Origin of the sequence: Streptomyces verrucosisporus (genome assembly GCF_017114865.1) — a bacterium.
Lineage (GTDB): Bacteria > Actinomycetota > Actinomycetes > Streptomycetales > Streptomycetaceae > Streptomyces > Streptomyces fenghuangensis.
On sequence record NZ_JADEYH010000028.1, the window covers coordinates 29626 to 49384 of the forward strand.

Consider the following 19759-nt stretch of genomic DNA (forward strand, 5'->3'; position numbering starts at 1 on the left):
CCGTGCGTCAAGATGTTCGACGGAAACAATCTTGAAAAGCCGCCAAGCGTTCAGGAGTTGACACCTTCGCCTCCGGTACGTCCACCGGGTCCGCGCGGCCGCACCGCACCGGGCATCGGGGACGACGGGGCCACCGTCGGGCGGGGCGACGTCTACGCCCAGACCGCCAGGTGCCTGGACATCGCGGAGGCGGCACTCGGGGCCGCGGGCGCGTCGCTGGAGGACGTCGTCCGCACCCGTGTCATGCTCACCGACGCGGACAGCCGGCGCGGACGCGGAAGGGCGGCGCCTCCGCACAGGCGCCGCCCTTCCTTCGGGTGCCGGGACCGCCGTTCCCGCCGGTGAGGGTCGGCCGGCGGGACGGTCCCGGTGTCAGGTGGTCCTTGATCAGCCGGTCAGCGGCTGTCGCTGCCCTCCCCGCTCTCCATGGCCGCGGCGCGGCCCGCCTCCAGGCGGGCGACGGGGATGCGGAACGGGGAGCAGGAGACGTAGTCCAGGCCGATCCCGTGGAAGAAGTGGACCGACTCCGGGTCGCCGCCGTGCTCTCCGCACACGCCCAGCTTGAGGTCGGGGCGGGCGGCCCGGCCGGCCTCGACCGCGCCCCGCACCAGCGCGCCGACGCCGTCCCGGTCGATGGTCTCGAACGGCGAGACCCCGAAGACGCCCTTCTCCAGGTAGGCGGTGAAGAAGCTCGCCTCCACGTCGTCCCGGCTGAAGCCCCAGGTGGTCTGGGTCAGGTCGTTGGTGCCGAAGGAGAAGAAGTCGGCGCACTCGGCGATCTGGCCGGCCGTCACCGCCGCGCGCGGCAGCTCGATCATGGTGCCGATCAGCAGTTTCAGGTCCACGCCACGGGCCTGCTGGACCTCGGCGATGACCTTCTCGGCCTCCTCCCGGACGCACTCCAGCTCCTGGACGGTGCCCACCAGCGGGATCATGATCTCCGCGCGGGGGTCGCCGCCGGCGGCGGCCCGGTCGGCGGCGGCCTCGGCGATGGCCCGCACCTGCATGGTGAACAGGCCGGGGGTGACCAGGCCCAGGCGTACGCCGCGCAGGCCCAGCATCGGATTCTGCTCGTGCAGCCGGCGGACGGCCCGCAGCAGCCGCTGGTCGTCCTCGTCCACCTCGCCGCGGGCCTCGGCGAGCGCGACCCGCACCGACAGTTCGGTGAGGTCGGGAAGGAACTCGTGGAGCGGCGGGTCCAGCAGCCGCACCGTCACCGGCAGGCCGTCCATGGCTTCGAACAGCTCGGTGAAGTCGCCCCTCTGCAGCGGCAGCAGCGCGGCCAGCGCGGCCTCGCACTCCTCGTCGGTCTCGGCCAGGACCAGGCGCTCGACCAGTTCGCGGCGCTCGCCGAGGAACATGTGCTCGGTGCGGCACAGGCCGATGCCCTGAGCGCCGAAGCGGCGGGCGCGGGCGGCGTCCTCTGCGTTGTCGGCGTTGGCCCGCACCCGCAGGCGGCGCTCGCCGTCGGCCAGGGTCATGATCCGGTGCACGGCCCGGACCAGCTCACCGGCCTGCTCGTCGGGCCGGGTGCGGCCCTCGAAGTACTCCACGACCGGGGAGGGCACGACGGGCACCTCGCCGCGGTGGACGCTGCCGGTGGAGCCGTCGATGGAGATGACGTCGCCCTCTTCGACGACCAGGCCGCCGGGGGCGGTCATACGGCGCCGCTTGAGGTCGACCTGGAGTTCCTCGGCGCCGCACACGCAGGTCTTGCCCATGCCTCGGGCGACGACGGCGGCGTGCGAGGTCTTGCCGCCGCGGGAGGTGAGGATGCCCTCGGCGGCGATCATGCCGTCGAGGTCGTCGGGGGTGGTCTCGCGGCGCACCAGGATGACCTTCTCCCCGGCGCGGGCGCGGGCCACTGCGGTGGCGGAGTCGAAGACGGCCGCGCCGACGGCGGCGCCGGGCGAGGCGGCGATGCCCCGGCCGATCCGCTCGACCGCGCCGTCACCGGTCCGGCTCTCGTCGAAGCGCGGGAACATCAGCTGGGCGAGCTGGGCGCCGTTGACGCGGCGCAGCGCCTCGGTCTCGTCGATCAGGCCCTGGTCGGCGAGCTGGGTGGCGATGCGGAAGGCGGCGGCGGCGGTGCGCTTGCCCACCCGGGTCTGGAGCATCCACAGTTTGCCGCGCTCGATGGTGAACTCGATGTCGCACAGATCCCTGTAGTGGTTCTCCAGGGTCTCCATGATCCGCATGAGCTGGTCGTAGGACTTCTTGTCGATCGTCTCCAGCTCGGCCAGCGGCACGGTGTTGCGGATGCCGGCGACGACGTCCTCGCCCTGGGCGTTGGCGAGGTAGTCGCCGTAGACGCCCTGCTGGCCGGTGGCCGGGTCGCGGGTGAAGGCCACACCGGTGCCGGAGTCGGGGCCGAGGTTGCCGAAGACCATCGAGCAGACGTTGACGGCCGTGCCCAGGTCGTGGGGTATGCGCTCCTGGCGGCGGTAGAGCTTGGCGCGCTCGCCGTTCCAGGAGTCGAAGACCGCACGGACGGCGAGGTCCATCTGCTCGCGCGGGTCCTGCGGGAACTCGCGGCCGGTCTGCTCCGAGACGATGCCCTTGAACTGCTCGACCAGGCTCTTGAGGTCGCCGGCGTCCAGGTCGACGTCGGTGGAGGCGTTCCGGGCCCGCTTGGCCTCCTCCAGCGCCTCCTCGAACAGGTCGCCGTCGACGCCGAGGACGGTCTTGCCGAACATCTGGATCAGGCGCCGGTAGGAGTCCCAGGCGAAACGTTCATCCCCTGACTGGGCGGCGAGTCCGGCCACGGAGACATCGGACAGGCCGATGTTCAGGACGGTGTCCATCATCCCCGGCATGGAGAACTTGGCGCCGGAGCGGACGGACACCAGCAGGGGATCGTCCGCCTGGCCGAGCTTCTTGCCCATCTTCTCCTCCAGGGCGTCGAGGTGGGCGCTCACCTCGTCGCGGAGGGCCGGCGGCTCGGAGCCGGAGTCGAGGTAGACCTTGCAGGCCTCGGTGGTGATGGTGAACCCGGGAGGGACCGGGAGACCGAGGTTGGTCATCTCGGCGAGGTTGGCTCCCTTGCCTCCGAGGAGGTCCTTGAGGTCCTTGTTGCCCTCGGTGAAGTCGTAGACGAACTTCTGGGTTACGTGAGGCTCTTGGTTTTCCGGCAAGAGAATCGCGCTCCTCGCTGGATCCCCTCGGCGGAGGCCGGGGGAAGGCTGCCCTGACGGCGGGGAGCGTACCCAGATCGAAGGATTTCGAGTATGGCCACCAGTGGTCCATAGGGGCGTAACCGCTGATCCGCCGAAGGATCGAAAGTAAAGGCTGATTCAAGTGGTTCAAGTTGATCCATTCACTACTCGAAGCCTTCGATGCGCTGAGTAGTTGATTCGAGCCACTGTCGCCACCCTGAGCGATATCCGCGGCGTCCGATTGAACGGAACAGGTATGGCACCGAGTGCCACTCTTTGAAAAGTGCAGGACCGTTCTGAGTGCTCATATGAGCATGAGCCTTATCAGAGTGGCGAGCATCACCCTCTTGACGGGCTCGGTATCTCAGCCATTGGACACATAAGGGAGCTACGCCGCTCGAATGAGCGCCCGGTAGACGCGCCCCCGCCCGGCCACTCCGGCGCCCCGCCTCACAGCCCCATGGCGGCCAGCCGGGCATCGGCCCGCTCCGGCGCGTACAGGTGCTCCACGACCATCGCCCCCGCCCCCACCAGACCCGCCCGCTCCCCCAGCCGGGAGGTGACCACGGTCAGATGAGCGGTGCTGCGGGGCATCGCCCGCTGGTAGAGCAGCTCGCGCACCCCGGTGGTGAACGGGGCGCCGGCCAGATCGCCCGCGATCATCAGCACTCCGGGGTTGAGCACGGTGACGACGGTGACCAGCACCTCACCCACCCGGCGCCCCGCCTCCCGGGCCAGCCGCACCGCGTCGGGCTGCCCGGCCGCCAGCAGCTCGCGCACCCCGGTGCCGGAGGCGGCCGGAACGCCGGAGCCGGTCAGCCGCGTCGCCAGCGCCCACCCGCTGGCGACCGCCGCCAGGCAGCCGTACGAGCCGCACATGCACAGCGCGTCGGGCCGGTCGTGCAGTCTGATGTGCCCGATGTCCCCCGCGCCGCCGTCGATGCCGCGGTACATCTCGCCGTCCACCACCAGCCCCGCGCCGATGCCGGTGGAGACCTTGACCAGCAGGAAGGCACCGCAGTCGCGCCAGCCGGTGCGCTGCTCGGCGTACGCCATGAGGTTGGCGTCGTTCTCCACCAGCACCACGGGGCCCTCGCCGTCCGCACCGGTGTGCCGCAGATACGCCCGCCGCATCCGCTCCGGCACCGGGTAGCGGTCCCAGCCCGGCATGATCGGCGGCTGGACCACCTGCCCCGACTCCCACTCCACGGGCCCCGGCACCGAGACCCCGATGCCGCAGACGTCTCCCGGCGCCGCCCCCGCCCGCTCCAGCAGCGGCGGGAACCACCTCGCCACCCGGTCGATCACGTTCTCCGGGCCGTCCTCGATGTCCAGCGACCCGGTGTGCTCGGCCAGTACCCGGCCGTTGAGGTCCAGCGCGGCGGCCAGCCCGTGCCGGGTCTCCACGTCCACGGCGAGGACCACGGCGTGCGAGCCGTCGAACTCCAGGCGGTTCGACGGGCGCCCGCCCGCCGGGCCGCCCACGGGCACGGTGGCGCCGTCGCGGATCCAGCCCGCCCCGAAGAGCTGGTCGAGGCGGTGGCCGACGGTGGATCGGGACAGTCCGGTGGCACGCTGGAGTTCGCCGCGGGTGGTCGCCTGCCCGCCGCGGATCAGTCGCAGCAGATGTCCCGCGCTGGATTGGTTCCCGGTCATACGGCCATCTTCTCCACCCCTCCCGGCCGCCGCCGTCCCGCCCCTGTCGAACGCCCTGCTCAGCCCCCGTCCGCCCGCCCGCCGTGCGCACCCGGCCGACCCCCGCGCCCTCCTGTGTCGGGTCTCACAGCATCACTTCTGCCTTTTCACGAGACAGAACCATAGGCTTATGGAGGCGTAACCTAGGAGTCGTACAGACACCGGAGTTCTCGTGGAGCGCGTCGCCCAGTCCACCGACACCCCCATATGCCCACCCGCCCCCCGGGCCGGGGGGCCACGGCCGTGCGCGGCACGCTCCACCGCCCGCTCCGGCACGGGTGCGGCGGTCCGATGAAGCCCGTCCCGCTCCCCCTCACCACGGCCCGGCCGTTCATCCCCGCCCAGCGGCCGCCCGTCGGCGTCACCGCGGCCGAGCTGCGCCAGGCCGCGCGCCAGGTGCTGCTGCGCAACTGGACGGGCGCCTCGACCGTTCCCTCCCGCAGCCTGTACCCGCACCAGTGGAGCTGGGACTCGGCGTTCGTCGCGATCGGCCTGCGCCACCTGTCGGCGCCGCGCGCCCAGCGCGAGCTGGAGACACTGATGGCCGCCCAGTGGGGCGACGGCCGCGTCCCGCACATCGTCTTCAATCCGTCCGTGCCGCTCGGCGCGTACTTCCCCAGCCCGGACTTCTGGCGCTCCTCGACCGCCGGGACCGGGGCCGGGGCGCCCGGGCACGTTGAGACCTCGGGAATCGTGCAGCCACCCGTCCACGCGCTCGCCGCCTGGCTGGTGCACCGCGCCGACCCGGCGACCTCGCGGCGGCGCGGCTTCCTCAGACGCCTCTACCCGCGGTTGGTCGCCTGGCACCGCTATCTGACCGCTCACCGCGACCTGGGTGGGCACGGACTGGTGTCGGCCGTCCACCCGTGGGAACCGGGCATGGACAACAGCCCGGCCTGGGACGCCCCCCTGTCCCGGGTGGAGCCGGCCGACCCCTGCTCCTTCCGCCGCTGCGACCTCGACCACGGCTCGGCCGCCGACCGCCCCACCGACCTGGACTACGGCCGGTACGTGCGGCTGGCGGCCGACTACCGCGACCACGGCTACCGGGACGCCGACGCCCCGCACCCGTTCGCGGTGGAGGACCCCGGTGTCAACGCCCTGCTGATCGCCTCCGAGCACGCCCTGGCGCAGATCGCCGCCGAGGTCGGGGCCGAGGGCCCGGAAGGCGACCCCGGCGGGCACCGCGCACGGGCCGCGCGGCTGACCGGCGCCCTGGTGGGACGCCTCTGGGACGAGCACAGCGGCATGTTCCTGTGCCACGACGTACGAGCCGGGCACAGCGGCGAGCCGATCCGGGAGCGCAGCGCCGCCGGACTGGTGCCGCTGATCGTCCCCGGTCTGCCGCAGCGCATCGTCCGCACACTGCTGCGCACCGTCGGCGGCGAGCACTTCGGGCTGGGCGACACCGTCCGCCTGGTGCCCAGCTACGACCTGCAGGGCCACGCCTTCGACTCGTGCCGCTACTGGCGGGGACCGGCCTGGTTCAACGTCAACTGGCTGGTGGAGCGGGGACTGAGGCAGTACGGGCACACCAACCGGGCCGACTCCCTGCGCGCCGCGGTGCTGGCCTCGGCCGCCGCCTCCGGCTTCGCCGAGTACGTCGACCCGCACACCGGAGCGGGCCGGGGCGCCCGGGAGTTCAGCTGGACGGCGGCCCTCTGCCTGGACCTGCTCTCCCGCACCGCCGACCGGTCCGCGGACCGCGCGGCGGTGCGCACCGGGATGCGCGTCGGGGCGCTGGTGCGCAGCGGCACGGCGGGCTGAACGGGCTCCCGGGGCCCCGAAGGCCCCGGGGCCTGGGCTGGTTCAGCCGCCGGAGGTGTCCAGCTCGGCCTCGGCCGCGACGCCCGCGCGGTCGTGCGGGTCGTCCAGCCAGCCGTCGGGCAGGGCCACCCGGTTGCGTCCGGAGGTGCGCCCGCGCGGGCCGTCCGCGCCCTTCGGCCACGGCTGGTCCGGGTCGAGTTCGCCCAGCAGGTCCTCCAGCTCGGCGAGCGAGGACGCTACGGCCAGCTTCCGGCGCATCTCGGAGCCGACCGGGAAGCCCTTGGTGTACCAGGCCACGTGCTTGCGGAAGTCGATCACCCCGCGCGCCTCGTCCTCCAGCCACTCCCCCAGCAGCCGGGCGTGCCGCAGCATCACCGCGGCGACCTCGCCGAGGGAGGGCTCGGCCCGCTCCGGCCTGCCCTCGCAGGCGGCCACCAGATCGCCGAAGAGCCACGGCCGGCCCAGGCAGCCGCGTCCGACCACGACGCCGTCGCAGCCGGTCTCGCGCATCATCCGCACCGCGTCGTCGGCCGACCAGATGTCGCCGTTGCCCAGCACCGGGATCTCGGGCACGGCCTCCTTCAGCGCGGCGATGGCGTCCCAGTCGGCGGTGCCGCCGTAGTGCTGGGCGGCGGTGCGGCCGTGCAGGGCGACGGCGGTGACGCCCTCCTCCACCGCGATGCGCCCGGCGTCCAGATAGGTGAGGTGGTCGTCGTCGATGCCCTTGCGCATCTTCATCGTCACCGGCAGCCCGCCGGCGCCGGTGACGGCCTCGCGCAGGATGGCCCGCAGCAGGTTCCGCTTGTACGGCAGCGCCGAGCCGCCGCCCTTGCGGGTCACCTTGGGCACCGGGCAGCCGAAGTTGAGGTCGATGTGGTCGGCCATGTCCTCGTCGGCGATCATGCGGACGGCCTTGCCGACGGTCGCCGGGTCCACTCCGTAGAGCTGGATGGAGCGCGGCTTCTCGGTCTCGGCGAAGTGGACGAGCCGCATGGTCTTGGCATCCCGCTCGACCAGTGCCCGGGTGGTGATCATCTCGCTGACGAACAGTCCCCGGCCACCGCTGTACTCGCGGCACAGCGTCCGGAACGGCGCGTTGGTGATCCCGGCCATCGGCGCGAGGACCACGGGTGGCCGGACCGTGTGCGGACCGATGGCGAGCTGCTGTGACATGGGGGCGGGCATCCTCGTGGTCGCTCGGGAGCGGGGGGCGGTCCTCAATTGTCCCCCATCCGGAGCGCTCCCCCGTATGCCCCCGCCCCCGGCGGGGTCAGTGCCCCAGGAAGGCGGGAGTGAAGACCGCGAGGAAGCCGGCCAGCCCGATCAGCCCGAGGATCCAGGGCGCGGGGCTCAGCCGTTGCCCGCCGCCGGACCGCGCGCCGTGCTCGGCCAGATGGTGTGCGGCCTCGGCGCGTGCGAGACCGCGGGCCGTGAAGCGGCGGTCGCAGGTGCCGCAGACCAGATGGCGTCCCTCCCCCGTGCCGCGGCCCCCCGTACCGCGTCGCAGGCACAGCTCACGGGTGATCCTCACCTCGTGGATGCGCCCGTCCTGTCCGTAACCGCTGACCGTGCCCGTGGTCACCGTGCCCGTCGTCAGCATCCGTCCCCCTTTTTCGCCCTCCGGATCCCGTCCGTGTGTGCCCGGCCGATTCTGAAAGGCGGCGCGTGGTGGCGCCAGAGCCGAGTGGGGCAGTGTTCGGCGGCGGCCGGTTTCCGGATCCCGGCAAGCGGGAAGCGGCCGGGGCGGCGGCAGGGCAGTCCCGCTTTCCGGACCCGGCGCGGGCCCCGGAGACGGCCGGAGGCCTCCGCACCCGCACCGGGTCCGGAGGCCTCCGTACACGAGCCGCGCGTGCCGCGCGTGCCGCTCTTACGGCGGGTTCAGCAGCCGATCAGCCGCGCCGCGAGGTAGGACTCGATCTGGTCGAGCGAGACGCGCTCCTGCTTCATGGTGTCGCGCTCGCGCACCGTCACGGCGTTGTCGTCGAGGGTGTCGAAGTCGACGGTGACGCAGAACGGCGTGCCGATCTCGTCCTGGCGGCGGTAGCGGCGGCCGATGGCGCCGGCGTCGTCGAACTCGATGTTCCAGTGCCTGCGCAGCGTCTCCGCCAGGCCCTTGGCCTTCGGGGAGAGCTGCGGGTTGCGCGACAGCGGCAGGACGGCGACCTTGACCGGCGACAGGCGCGGGTCGAGGCGCATCACCACGCGCTTCTCCATCTTGCCCTTGGCGTTGGGCGCCTCGTCCTCGGTGTAGGCGTCCAGCATGAAGGCCAGCATCGTGCGGCCGACACCGGCCGCGGGCTCGATGACGTACGGCGTCCAGCGCTCGCCGGCCTCCTGGTCGAAGTACGACAGGTCCTGGCCGGAGGCCTTGGAGTGCGAGTTCAGGTCGTAGTCGGTGCGGTTGGCCACACCTTCCAGCTCACCCCACTCGCCGCCGCCGAACCGGAAGCGGTACTCGATGTCGGCGGTGCGCTTGGAGTAGTGGGAGAGCTTCTCCGCCGGGTGCTCGTACCAGCGCATGTTCTCCTCGCGCAGGCCCAGCCCGGTGTACCAGTTCCAGCGCTGCTCCATCCAGTACTCGTGCCACTTCTCGTCCTCGCCCGGCTTGACGAAGAACTCCATCTCCATCTGCTCGAACTCGCGGGTGCGGAAGATGAAGTTGCCCGGGGTGATCTCGTTCCGGAAGGACTTGCCCATCTGCGCGATGCCGAACGGCGGCTTGCGGCGCGAGGTCTGCTGCACCTGGGCGAAGTTGGTGAAGATGCCCTGCGCGGTCTCGGGGCGCAGGTAGGCGACCGAGCCGGAGTCCTGGGTCGGGCCGAGGTGCGTGGACAGCAGGCCGGAGAACTGCTTGGGCTCGGTGAACTGGCCCTTGACGCCGCAGTTGGGGCAGTTGACGTCCGACAGACCGGCGGCGGGGAGGCGGCCGTGTTTGGCCTCGTACGCCTCCTCGAGGTGGTCGGCGCGGAACCGCTTGTGGCACGAGGTGCACTCGGTCAGCGGGTCGGTGAAGGTGGCCACGTGGCCGGAGGCGACCCAGACCTCGGAGGCGAGGATGACCGACGAGTCGATTCCGACGACGTCGTCGCGCGAGGTGACCATGTGGCGCCACCACTGGCGCTTGATGTTCTCCTTCAGCTCCACACCCAGCGGACCGTAGTCCCAGGCGGCCCTCTGCCCCCCGTAGATCTCGCTGCAGGGATAGACGAAGCCACGGCGCTTGCTGAGGCTGACGATGGTGTCGATCTTGTCGGCGGCCACGGTGCTCTCTTCGGTACAGACGACGGAATGCCTCAGGTTACCGGCGATGACCGGTGCGGGATCAAATCGGTTCGGGGTTCGGACGCGGGATGCCGGAAACCCGGTCGTCGCCGGTCGCCGGAAACACCATCTCATTTGACAATCATTTCCAACTGGGGCGAAAATGAGTGTCATGAACGCTCGACGCCGCCCTCTCATACCCCGCCCCCGCCGCCTCGCCGCCTCCCGTACCGCACTGGCCGGAGCCGCCGCCCTGGGCATGCTCGGCCTGACCGCCTGCGGCTCGGGCGGCACCGGGGAGACGGGAGGCGGAGCGGGCGACGGGGTGAACGTGGTCGCCTCGTTCTACCCGATGCAGTTCCTCGCCGAGGAGATAGGAGGGGAGCACGTCTCGGTCAGCTCCCTGGTCGAGCCCGGCGTCGAGCCGCACGATCTGGAGCTGAGCCCGCGGCAGACCGCCGAGCTGGGCGAGGCGGACCTCGTGGTCTACCTCAAGGGGTTCCAGCCGGCCGTGGACAAGGCGATCGAGCAGTCCGGCGTGGAGAACGTCGCCGAGGCGACCTCCTACACCGAGCCTCTGGAGCACGGCCCGGGCCATCAGGATGAGCACGGGGACGAGCACGCCTCCGAGCACGGGGAGGGCCACGGGGAGGAGAACCACGGGGAGGAGAACCACGGGGAGGAGCCCGCCGAGGAGGGCCACGAGGGCCACGACCACGGCGGCGAGGGAGCCGCCGACCCGCACGTCTGGCTCGACCCGGTGAAGTACGCCGAGGTGGCCGAGGGCGTCGGCGACGCCCTGGCGAAGGCGGACCCGGACCACGCCGACGACTACCGGAAGAACGCCGACGCCCTGGCGAAGAAGCTCCAGGACCTGGACACGGACTTCCGCGAGGGCCTGGAGAACCGCAGGACCGACACCTTCATCACCGCCCACGCGGCCTTCGGCTACCTCGCCGACCGCTACGGCCTCCACGAGGAGTCCGTCGCCGGTCTCGACCCCGAGTCCGAGCCCAGCGGCGCGAGGATGAGGCAGCTGCACCGGGTGGCCGAGGAGGACGAGGTCGACACGGTCTTCTTCGAGGCGGCGGCCGGCGAGCGCACCGCGAAGACCCTCGCCGACGACCTCGGGCTGCGCACCGACGTCCTCGACCCCGTCGAGGGGGTCACCGACGCCTCCCCGGGTGACGACTACTTCGAGATCATGCGGGCCAATCTCCAGGCCCTGCGGAAGGCGCTCGGCGCCCGGTGAGGAGGCCGATCATGACGGACGGGCACACCGCCGCGGCACGGAACGCGGCAGACGCGACGGTACGGGCGACGGCGCACCCGGTGCTGTCCCTGCGGGGCGTGACCGCCTCGCTCGGGGCGCGGCCGGTGCTGCGCGGCATCGATCTGGCCGTGGGGCGGGGCGAGGTCGTCGCCCTGCTCGGCGCCAACGGCTCGGGCAAGTCCACGACGGTGCGGGCCGCCGTCGGCCAGGTGCCCACCTCGGGCGGCGAGCTGGAGCTGTTCGGCACCCCGCTGCGCCGCTTCCGCGACTGGCACCGCGTGGGCTACGTACCGCAGCGCTCGACCGCGGCGGCCGGCGTGCCCGCGACCGTGCGCGAGGTCGTCGCCTCCGGGCGGCTGGCCCGCAGGCGGCTGGGGCCGCTGGGCCGCGGCGACCGGGCGGCGGTACGGCGGGCCCTGGAACTGGTCGGGCTGGCCGACCGGGCACGGGACTCGGTGAACGCGCTCTCCGGCGGCCAGCACCAGCGCGTGCTGATAGCCCGCGCACTGGCCGGCGAGCCCGAGCTGCTGGTCATGGACGAGCCGCTGGCCGGTGTGGACCTGCTCAGCCAGGGCGTCCTGGCCGAGGCGCTGCGCGAGCAGACCGGCGAGGGTGCCTCCGTCCTGCTGGTGCTGCACGAGCTCGGCCCGCTGGCTCCGCTGATCGACCGCACGGTCGTCCTGCACGACGGCCGCGTGGAGCGCGTGGAGGGCACCGCGCACCTCCACGACCAGGCGTGCCACCCGCACGCCGACTCCCTGGCCGAACCGACCCGGACCGGACTGCTGACATGATCGAGATCCTCCAGCCCGCCTTCATGCAGCGCGCGCTGCTGGCCGCGCTGCTGGTCGGCGTCGCGGCCCCCGCCATCGGCATCTACCTCGTCCAGCGCCGCCAGGCGATCATGGGCGACGGGATCGGGCACGTGGCCCTCACCGGTGTGGCGCTGGGCTTCCTGCTGAGCACCAGCCCGGTGTGGACGGCCGTGGTGGTCGCCTCGCTCGGCTCGGTCGCGATGGAGCTGATCCGCTGGTACGGCAGAACGCGCGGCGACGTGGCCCTGGCCATGCTGTTCTACGGCGGCATGGCGGGCGGCGTCCTGATCATCAACCTGGCGCCGGGCGGCACCACGGCCGATCTCCTCTCCCCGCTCTTCGGGTCGGTCATGACCGTCTCGCCCGAGGACGTCACCGCCATCGTGGTGCTGTCCGTCCTCGCCCTGGCGGTCTCCTTCGGACTGCGCCGACAGCTCTTCGCCGTCTGCCAGGACGAGGAGTTCGCCCGGGTCAGCGGGCTGCCGGTGCGGCTGCTCAACCTGCTGCTGGCCGTCACCGCCGCCGTCACCGTGACCGTGGCCATGCGGGTGGTGGGCCTGCTGCTGGTGAGCGCCCTGATGGTGATCCCGGTGGCCGCGGCCCAGCAGGTCACGCGCGGCTTCGCGACCACCATGGGACTCGCGGTGGGCATGGGTGTGCTGGTGTCCGTGTCCGGCACCGCCACCTCGTACTACGCCGACGTACCGCCCGGCGCCACCATCGTGCTGCTGGCCATCGTGCTGTTCGCCCTCCTGTCCGCGACGGCCCCCCTGCTGAACCGCGCGCGGCTGAGGGCGCGGGCACGGGACGAGGAGGAGTCCGGACGGGAGGAACGGGGAGAAGACCGGGAGGGGGAGGGCCGACGGGCGGCCGGAGGCGTTACGGTCGTGCGGTGACCGATGGTCGTCGGCGGACGGCGCGGCCGATGACACCACCGGTGCGGAGTGCGCCCGGCGGCGCCCGTCGCACCTGGCACAATGGCCGATCAGCTACGCGAGGTAGCGCCGACTCTAGGAGGCAATGGTGGCGACCGCAGGTCCCCCCGTACGCGGCCGGTCGACCCGGCAGCGCGCCGCTGTGGCGGCGGCGCTCGGCGAGGTCGACGAGTTCCGCAGCGCCCAGGAGCTGCACGACATGCTCAAGCACCGAGGCGACTCCGTCGGTCTGACCACCGTCTACCGCACGCTCCAGTCGCTCGCCGACGCCGGCGAGGTGGACGTGCTGCGCACCGACGAGGGCGAGGCCGTCTACCGCCGGTGCAGCACCGACGACCACCACCACCACCTGGTCTGCCGCAACTGCGGCAAGGCCGTGGAGGTGGAGGGGCCCGCGGTGGAGAAGTGGGCGGACTCCATCGCCGCGGAGCACGGCTTCGTGGACGTGGCCCACACCATCGAGATCTTCGGCACCTGCGGCGAGTGCGCCGCCGCCCGGAGCGCCAAGGCCTGAGGGCTCGGACACGCGGCGCGGCCCGGACGCTCCCGGCGGGAGCGTCCGGGCCGCGCCGCGTGTCCGGACCGGTGACCTCAAACCGGTCAGGCCTGCGGCGTTACGGTCCCCTCCGGCCGCGCGGGCGCGGCCTCCTCCCGCGAGGCGGGCGCGACGGGCTCCGCGCCGCCGAAGCGGCGGTCGCGGCGGGCGTACTCCAGGCACGCGTCCCACAGGTTGCGGCGGTCGAAGTCCGGCCACAGCACGTCCTGGAAGACCATCTCGGCGTACGCGCTCTGCCATATCAGGTAGTTGGAGGTGCGCTGCTCGCCCGAGGGCCGCACGAAGAGGTCCACGTCCGGCATGTCCGGGTAGTACAGGTACTTCGCGACCGTCTTCTCGTTCACCTTCGACGGGTCCAGCCGCCCGGCCCGCACGTCCGCCGCGATGGCCGCCGCCGCGTCGGCGATCTCGGCCCGGCCGCCGTAGTTGACGCAGAAGTACAGCGTCATGGCGTCGTTGTCCTTCGTCTGCTCCTGCGCCACCTGGAGCTCCTGGACGACCGACTTCCACAGCTTGGGCATCCGGCCGACCCATCGGATGCGGATGCCGAGCGCGTCCATCTCGTCGCGGCGGCGGCGGATGACGTCGCGGTTGAAGTTCATCAGGAAGCGGACCTCCTCGGGGGACCGCTTCCAGTTCTCGGTGGAGAAGGCGTACAAGGAGAGGTTCCTCACGCCCATCTCCAGACAGCCCTTGAGCACGTCCATTACGACGCCCTCGCCGACCTTGTGCCCCTCGGTGCGCGGCAGCCCGCGCTGCTTGGCCCAGCGCCCGTTGCCGTCCATCACCACCGCCACGTGTTTCGGCACCAGGTCGGCGGGGATGCGCGGCGGGCGCGCACCGGAGGGGTGCGGTTCGGGGGTGAGGTACTCGCGACGCTGCCGGGACAGCATTCCGCGCCGTGCCATGCGGTTCATCTCCAGTCGGGCGGGGCCGGGGAGGGCCGCGCCTGGGTGAGGACGGGGAAGGGATACCGGGAGCGTAGCCGGTCGGCTCCCTCAGGTCTTCTCGACGTAGCGCAGGGAGCGCAGACCCCGCTCCAGGTGCCAGTGCAGATACGCCGACACCAGTCCGCTGCCCTCGCGCACGTGCCGGGCCTCGGCCGCGTCGGCCGTCGCCCAGTCGCCCGTCAGCAGCGCGCCCAGCAGCCGCAGCGCCTCGGAGGACGGCACGACGCTGCCCGGCCTGCGGCAGTCGGCGCACACCACCCCGCCGGCGGCGACGGAGAAGAACCGGTTGGGGCCGGGCATCCCGCACTGGGCGCACGCATCGAAGCTGGGCGCGTAGCCGCCCACCGCCAGCGAGCGCAGCAGGAAGGCGTCCAGCACCAGCGCCGGGGCGTGCTCGCCGGCGGCGAGGGTGCGCAGGCCGCCGATCAGCAGCAGGTACTGCTGGACGTTGGGCTCGCCCTCGTGGTCGGTGAACCGCTCGGCCGTCTCCAGCATGGCCGTCCCGGCGGTGTAGCGGGCGTAGTCGTCGACGATGTTCCGCCCGTACGGCGCGATGGTCTCGGTCTGGGTGCACAGCGGCAGGCCGCGGCCGATCAGATCGCTGCCGCGCGCGAAGAACTGGATGTCGACGTGGGAGAACGGCTCCAGCCGCGCCCCGAACTTCGACTTGGTGCGCCGCACACCCCTGGCCACGGCCCGTACCCGTCCGTGTCCGCGCGTGAGCAGCGTGATGATGCGGTCGGCCTCGCCCAGCTTCTGGGTGCGCAGGACCACGCCGTCGTCGCGGAACAGACTCATTCCCCCATTGTCCCCCACCCTTCCCCCGGCCGGGGGACACGGGCCGGGGGAAGGGTGGGGGCCGGGAAGTGTCAGGAAGGGGTGGTGCGGGCGGCGTCCAGCAGCCGGTCGGTCTCCTCCCCGCACAGCCGCAGCGTCCGGCCCACCAGGCCCAGCGTCCTGCGCTCGCCGGGGGTGTAGGGGCCGTCGGCGAGCGCGATCCGGGCGCCCAGCAGCAGCAGGCTCTCGCGGCCGGGCCCGGCCAGGTGCGGTGCGAGCGGGGCCAGGGCCTCGTGCAGCTCTATCTCCATGGTGACCCCGTCGGAGCCCACCGCCGCGAGAAGGGCGACCAGCTGCTCCTCGGAGCAGCCGGTGAAGCCGGCGGTCCGCACGCCCTCCACGGCCGCCTCGCGGGCCGACCGCGCCTCGCAGCCGCCCACCGCCAGCACCGCCAGCGCGACGGCGTGCACGGCGTCACGGAGCATGGCGCTCAGCCGGGTGGTGGTGGGGTGGTCGAGGGCGTCGGTGCCGAAGTGCCCCTCGCAGGCCGCGCACTCCAGCACGGGCCCGGCCTCGCCGCGCGGCAGCACGGGCAGGCCGAGCAACACCAGGCGGCGGCGCCCGGTGCGGCGTCTGTAGTTGCGGTCGCCGCCGCAGGAGGGACAGAAGAACTCGCCGTCGTCGACCGTGTGCCAGGCCGTGCGGACGCCCGCCAGCCGCAGTCTCCGGCCGTCCCGGCCCCGGGGGTGCACCACTGCCGTACCTCCGTCACGCTCCTGCGCCATTGCCGCGTGGGCGTGATGTTAACCACACCGATGAGGTGCCGTCAGTACCCCGGGAGACACCCATCCCTTCCCCCTGTGGCCCTTGCAGGCCGGGCCGGAAGGCGTACGCGCAGGTCGGAAAGGGTTGCGCGGTGTCCGTGCGCCGGGCGGAAACCTTTGCGAAAGCATGGGACGCCCAGGACGCCCGGAGCCCTGCGGTGGCCCCGTGGAAACGGCCCGCCCCCGCCGGACGGGCGTCCGGCGGGGGCGGGCGGTGCTCACGGCGGAGGGTGCCGCGTCAGCGGAAGGCGCGGTTGACGGCGGAGACGATCGCCTTCAGGGAGGCGCGGGTGGTGTTGGGGTCGATGCCGATGCCCCACAGCACCTTGCCGTCGATGGCGCACTCGATGTACGAGGCGGCCTGCGCTGAGGCCCCCTCGCTCATGGTGTGCTCGGTGTAGTCCAGCAGCCTGGCGTCGATGCCGATGCCCTCCAGCGCGTCGAAGAACGCGGAGATCGGGCCGTTGCCGCTGCCGGTCAGCACGGTGTCGGCGCCGTCGACGGCCGCCTCGACGGTGAGGGTGTCCACCCCGTCGGTGTCGGTGGTGGTCTGGCCGTTGCGGACCTGGATACGGCCCCAGGGGTTCTCGGGGTTGGGCAGGTACTCGTCGCGGAAGGTCTCCCAGATCTGCGCCGGGGTGATCTCGCCGCCGTCGGCGTCGGTCCTGGCCTGGATGATCTTCGAGAACTCGATCTGCATCCGGCGCGGCAGGTCCAGCTTGTGGTCGTTCTTCAGGACGTAGGAGACGCCGCCCTTGCCGGACTGGGAGTTGACGCGGATGACCGCCTCGTAGGAGCGTCCGACGTCCTTGGGGTCGATGGGCAGGTACGGCACCGCCCACTCGGTCTCCTCCACCGGCTTGCCGGCCGCGGCCGCGTCGGCCTCCATGGCCTCGAAGCCCTTCTTGATGGCGTCCTGGTGGGAGCCGGAGAAGGCGGTGTAGACCAGGTCTCCCGCGTACGGGTGGCGCGGGTGGACCTCCATCTGGTTGCAGTACTCGGCGGTGCGGCGGATCTCGTCGATCCGGCTGAAGTCGATCTGCGGGTCGATGCCCTGGCTGAACAGGTTCATCCCCAGTGTGACCAGGTCCACGTTGCCGGTGCGCTCGCCCTGCCCGAACAGGCAGCCCTCCACCCGGTCGGCGCCGGCCATCACGGCCAGCTCGGCGGCGGCCACGGCGGTGCCGCGGTCGTTGTGCGGGTGGGTGGACAGGCAGACGAACTCGCGCCGCGACAGGTTCCGCGACATCCACTCGAAGCGGTCGGCGTGGGTGGAGGGCGTGGAGCGCTCGACGGTGGCGGGCAGGTTCAGGATGATCTCGCGGCCCTCCTCGGGCTGCCAGACGTCCATGACCGACTCGCAGACCTCCAGGGCGAAGTCCAGCTCGGTGTCGGTGAAGATCTCCGGGCTGTACTGGTAGCCGAAGACCGTCTCGTCGCCCAGGATCTTCTCGGCGTACTCGACCACCAGGCGGGTGCCGTCCACGGCGATCTGCCGGATGTCGTCCCTGCTGCCGCGGAAGACCACGCGGCGGAAGACCGGGGCGGTGGCGTTGTACAGGTGGACCGTGGCCCGGTGGGCGCCGGCCAGGGACTGCACGGTGCGCTCGATCAGGTCCTCGCGGGCCTGGGTCAGCACCGAGATCGTCACGTCCTCGGGGATGGCGCCCTCTTCGATGATGGAGCGCACGAAGTCGAAGTCGGTCTGGCCGGAGGAGGGGAAGCCGACCTCGATCTCCTTGTAGCCCATGCGGACCAGCAGGTCGAACATCTCGCGCTTGCGGGCGGGCGACATCGGGTCGATCAGTGCCTGGTTGCCGTCGCGCAGGTCGGTGGACAGCCAGCGGGGGGCCTTGGTGATCCGCTTGCCGGGCCAGGTGCGGTCGGGCAGTTCGACGGCCTCGTAGCCGCTGTAGCGGTGGATCGGCATACCCGAGGGCTTCTGGGTCACCGTGGCTGCGGTGACGGGCGTGGGGCGGCCTACGCGGGAGGAATCACTGCTCATGTGGAACTGGGCTCCTGTGGAGGGCGATGGGCTTCGAAACGCTTTCCGAACGCTTTCGAAGGGGCCGACGACGGCATCACCGAACTCCGCGGGGAGGGGGTCGGCCGTGTGACTACAGGCCCTCGCCGCGGCAGCTAAGGAGAAGCAGCCCAAAACGCATGATGCGATTCAGCGTAACCGAGGCGGACGGTGCGTGGCGGCGCGTATCAGTATGCGAGAACTCACATGGGTGAGCACGGCTTTTGCGGGCCGTCCCCCGCAAAAGCCGTGCTTCTGAAGCCGTAAGAGGCCGGACCCGGGAGCCGTGCCCTAGAAGCCGAGCCTGCGCAGCTGCTTGGGGTCGCGCTGCCAGTCCTTGGCGACCTTGACGTGCAGGTCGAGGTAGACGGGGGTACCCAGCAGCGCCTCGATCTGCTTGCGGGACTTGGTGCCGACCTCCTTGAGCCGGCTGCCCTTGGGGCCGATGACGATGCCCTTCTGGCTGGGACGCTCGATGAAGACGTTGGCGTGGACGTCCAGCAGCGGCCGGTCCGCCGGGCGTCCCTCTCGCGGCGTCATCTCCTCGACCACCACGGCGATGGAGTGCGGCAGCTCGTCGCGCACCCCTTCCAGCGCCGCCTCGCGGATCAGCTCGGCGACCATGACCTGCTCGGGCTCGTCGGTGAGGTCGCCGTCCGGGTAGAGCTGCGGCCCCTCGGGCAGCAGGGGGGCGAGCAGGTCGGCCAGCAGGCCCACCTGGTCGCCCGCGGTGGCGGAGACGGGGACGATCTCGGCCCACTCGATGCCCAGTTCCTTGCCGAGCCGGTCGACTGCGACGAGCTGCTCGGCCAGCGCCCTGGAGTCCACCAGGTCGGTCTTGGTGACGATCGCGACCTTCGGGGTGCGCTTCAGAGTCGCCAGTTCGCCCGCGATGAAGCGGTCGCCGGGGCCGATCCTCTGGTCGGCCGGCAGGCAGAAACCGATCACGTCGACCTCGGCCCAGGTGGTGCGCACCACGTCGTTGAGGCGCTCGCCCAGCAGGGTGCGCGGCTTGTGCAGGCCGGGGGTGTCCACCAGGACGAGCTGCGCGTCGGGGCGGTGGACGATGCCGCGCACGGTGTGGCGGGTGGTCTGCGGGCGGTTGGAGGTGATCGCGACCTTCGTTCCCACCAGGGCGTTGGTGAGGGTCGACTTGCCCGCGTTGGGGCGGCCGACGAAGCAGGCGAAGCCCGCGCGGTGCGGCGCGGAGTCCGCCTGCTGCTCGGGCCGGGGGGAGGGGGAACGGTCGCTCATGTTGGCCATTCTCCCCGATCCGCGGGGCGCCCCCGTACCGGCCGCGTCCCGCCCCCTCTCCCCGCCCGGCGGCTCAGCCCGCGGTGACGGTGGAGCGGACCGCGCCGTCGGGGCCGGCCAGCAGCACCGGGGTGGCCGGACCGCCCAGGTCGTGGACGGCGGCGAGGTCGGCGGAGGGCACGGCGGGCGCCTCGGAGACCACGGCCGCGGCCTCCAGGGACTTGGCACCGGAGGCCACCGCCATCGCGACGGCCGTCTGCAGCGCGCTCAGCCGGAGCGACTTCAGGGCGACGGTTCCGGCCACGTACGTGCGCCCGGTCTCGTCGCGCACCGCCGCGCCCTCGGGCACGGCGTTGCGGGCCCGCGCGCTGCGGGCGAGGGTGACGATCTTGCGGTCTTCGGGGTCCAGGTCGGCGGGTTCGCTCATGCGGGTGAGCATATGTGCTCGCCCGCGCGAAGGGGCGGCCCGGACCG

17 protein-coding genes are annotated in these 19759 nt (G+C 72.2%); 6 read left to right on the top strand and 11 right to left on the bottom strand.

Going from position 1 to position 19759, the window contains the following annotated elements:
* Positions 1 to 12: 12 nt before the first annotated feature.
* Positions 13 to 345, top strand: coding sequence for a Rid family hydrolase (locus tag IQ279_RS23300; protein WP_206351145.1), 333 nt, complete (start codon positions 13 to 15; stop codon positions 343 to 345).
* 50 nt (positions 346 to 395) lie between these two features.
* Here the strand turns inward: IQ279_RS23300 and ppdK are convergent, their stop codons facing one another.
* Both ppdK and IQ279_RS23310 read right to left on the bottom strand, forming a co-directional pair.
* The gene (gene ppdK / locus IQ279_RS23305) at positions 396 to 3134 is read right to left on the bottom strand and encodes a pyruvate, phosphate dikinase (protein WP_206351147.1); all 2739 of its coding nucleotides are present in this window, start codon (positions 3132 to 3134) and stop codon (positions 396 to 398) included.
* 471 nt (positions 3135 to 3605) lie between these two features.
* Complete coding sequence (locus IQ279_RS23310; protein ID WP_206351148.1) at positions 3606 to 4811, bottom strand: ROK family transcriptional regulator; 1206 nt, start codon at positions 4809 to 4811, stop codon at positions 3606 to 3608.
* Between the two features lie 330 nt (positions 4812 to 5141).
* Between IQ279_RS23310 and IQ279_RS23315 the strand changes: the two genes are divergently transcribed.
* Positions 5142 to 6617 carry an MGH1-like glycoside hydrolase domain-containing protein gene (locus IQ279_RS23315; RefSeq protein WP_241028601.1) on the top strand — a complete coding sequence of 492 codons (1476 nt, stop codon included), beginning with the start codon at positions 5142 to 5144 and terminating at the stop codon, positions 6615 to 6617.
* A 42-nt stretch (positions 6618 to 6659) separates the two neighbouring features.
* Here IQ279_RS23315 and dusB read toward each other — a convergent pair whose 3' ends face one another.
* The 3 genes from dusB to IQ279_RS23330 form a co-directional block, all read right to left on the bottom strand.
* On the bottom strand, positions 6660 to 7802 hold the full coding sequence (gene dusB / locus IQ279_RS23320; RefSeq protein WP_372445218.1) for a tRNA dihydrouridine synthase DusB: 1143 nt from the start codon (positions 7800 to 7802) through the stop codon (positions 6660 to 6662).
* A gap of 85 nt (positions 7803 to 7887) precedes the next feature.
* Entirely contained in the window at positions 7888 to 8217 is a 330-nt protein-coding gene (locus IQ279_RS23325) for a hypothetical protein (protein WP_093849050.1), read from the bottom strand.
* A gap of 278 nt (positions 8218 to 8495) precedes the next feature.
* Positions 8496 to 9878, bottom strand: coding sequence for a glycine--tRNA ligase (locus IQ279_RS23330; RefSeq protein ID WP_206351154.1), 1383 nt, complete (start codon positions 9876 to 9878; stop codon positions 8496 to 8498).
* A 172-nt stretch (positions 9879 to 10050) separates the two neighbouring features.
* Between IQ279_RS23330 and IQ279_RS23335 the strand changes: the two genes are divergently transcribed.
* From IQ279_RS23335 to IQ279_RS23350, 4 genes are all read left to right on the top strand, one after another.
* The gene (locus IQ279_RS23335) at positions 10051 to 11130 is read left to right on the top strand and encodes a metal ABC transporter substrate-binding protein (protein WP_241028602.1); all 1080 of its coding nucleotides are present in this window, start codon (positions 10051 to 10053) and stop codon (positions 11128 to 11130) included.
* An 11-nt stretch (positions 11131 to 11141) separates the two neighbouring features.
* Entirely contained in the window at positions 11142 to 11945 is an 804-nt protein-coding gene (locus tag IQ279_RS23340; RefSeq protein ID WP_206351156.1) for a metal ABC transporter ATP-binding protein, read from the top strand.
* The gene (locus IQ279_RS23345; protein ID WP_206351157.1) at positions 11942 to 12862 is read left to right on the top strand and encodes a metal ABC transporter permease; all 921 of its coding nucleotides are present in this window, start codon (positions 11942 to 11944) and stop codon (positions 12860 to 12862) included. The genes IQ279_RS23340 and IQ279_RS23345 overlap by 4 nt, the downstream gene beginning before the upstream one ends.
* Positions 12863 to 12989: 127 nt before the next feature.
* Entirely contained in the window at positions 12990 to 13415 is a 426-nt protein-coding gene (locus IQ279_RS23350) for a Fur family transcriptional regulator (RefSeq protein WP_307792497.1), read from the top strand.
* Positions 13416 to 13501: 86 nt separating this feature from the next.
* Here IQ279_RS23350 and IQ279_RS23355 read toward each other — a convergent pair whose 3' ends face one another.
* The 6 genes from IQ279_RS23355 to IQ279_RS23380 form a co-directional block, all read right to left on the bottom strand.
* Positions 13502 to 14365: an isoprenyl transferase gene (locus tag IQ279_RS23355; protein ID WP_241028603.1), complete on the bottom strand. Its 864-nt coding sequence runs from the start codon at positions 14363 to 14365 to the stop codon at positions 13502 to 13504.
* A 90-nt stretch (positions 14366 to 14455) separates the two neighbouring features.
* A complete protein-coding gene (gene recO / locus IQ279_RS23360; RefSeq protein ID WP_206351159.1) occupies positions 14456 to 15205 on the bottom strand; it encodes a DNA repair protein RecO in 750 nt (249 codons plus the stop codon).
* Between the two features lie 71 nt (positions 15206 to 15276).
* Positions 15277 to 15969, bottom strand: a complete 693-nt coding sequence (locus IQ279_RS23365; RefSeq protein WP_206351160.1) for a tellurite resistance TerB family protein — start codon at positions 15967 to 15969, stop codon at positions 15277 to 15279.
* Positions 15970 to 16246: 277 nt separating this feature from the next.
* On the bottom strand, positions 16247 to 18013 hold the full coding sequence (leuA, locus tag IQ279_RS23370; protein ID WP_206351161.1) for a 2-isopropylmalate synthase: 1767 nt from the start codon (positions 18011 to 18013) through the stop codon (positions 16247 to 16249).
* A gap of 309 nt (positions 18014 to 18322) precedes the next feature.
* Positions 18323 to 19294, bottom strand: a complete 972-nt coding sequence (gene era, locus IQ279_RS23375) for a GTPase Era (RefSeq protein WP_206351163.1) — start codon at positions 19292 to 19294, stop codon at positions 18323 to 18325.
* 64 nt (positions 19295 to 19358) lie between these two features.
* The gene (locus tag IQ279_RS23380) at positions 19359 to 19724 is read right to left on the bottom strand and encodes a cytidine deaminase-like protein (protein WP_206351164.1); all 366 of its coding nucleotides are present in this window, start codon (positions 19722 to 19724) and stop codon (positions 19359 to 19361) included.
* Positions 19725 to 19759: the final 35 nt, after the last annotated feature.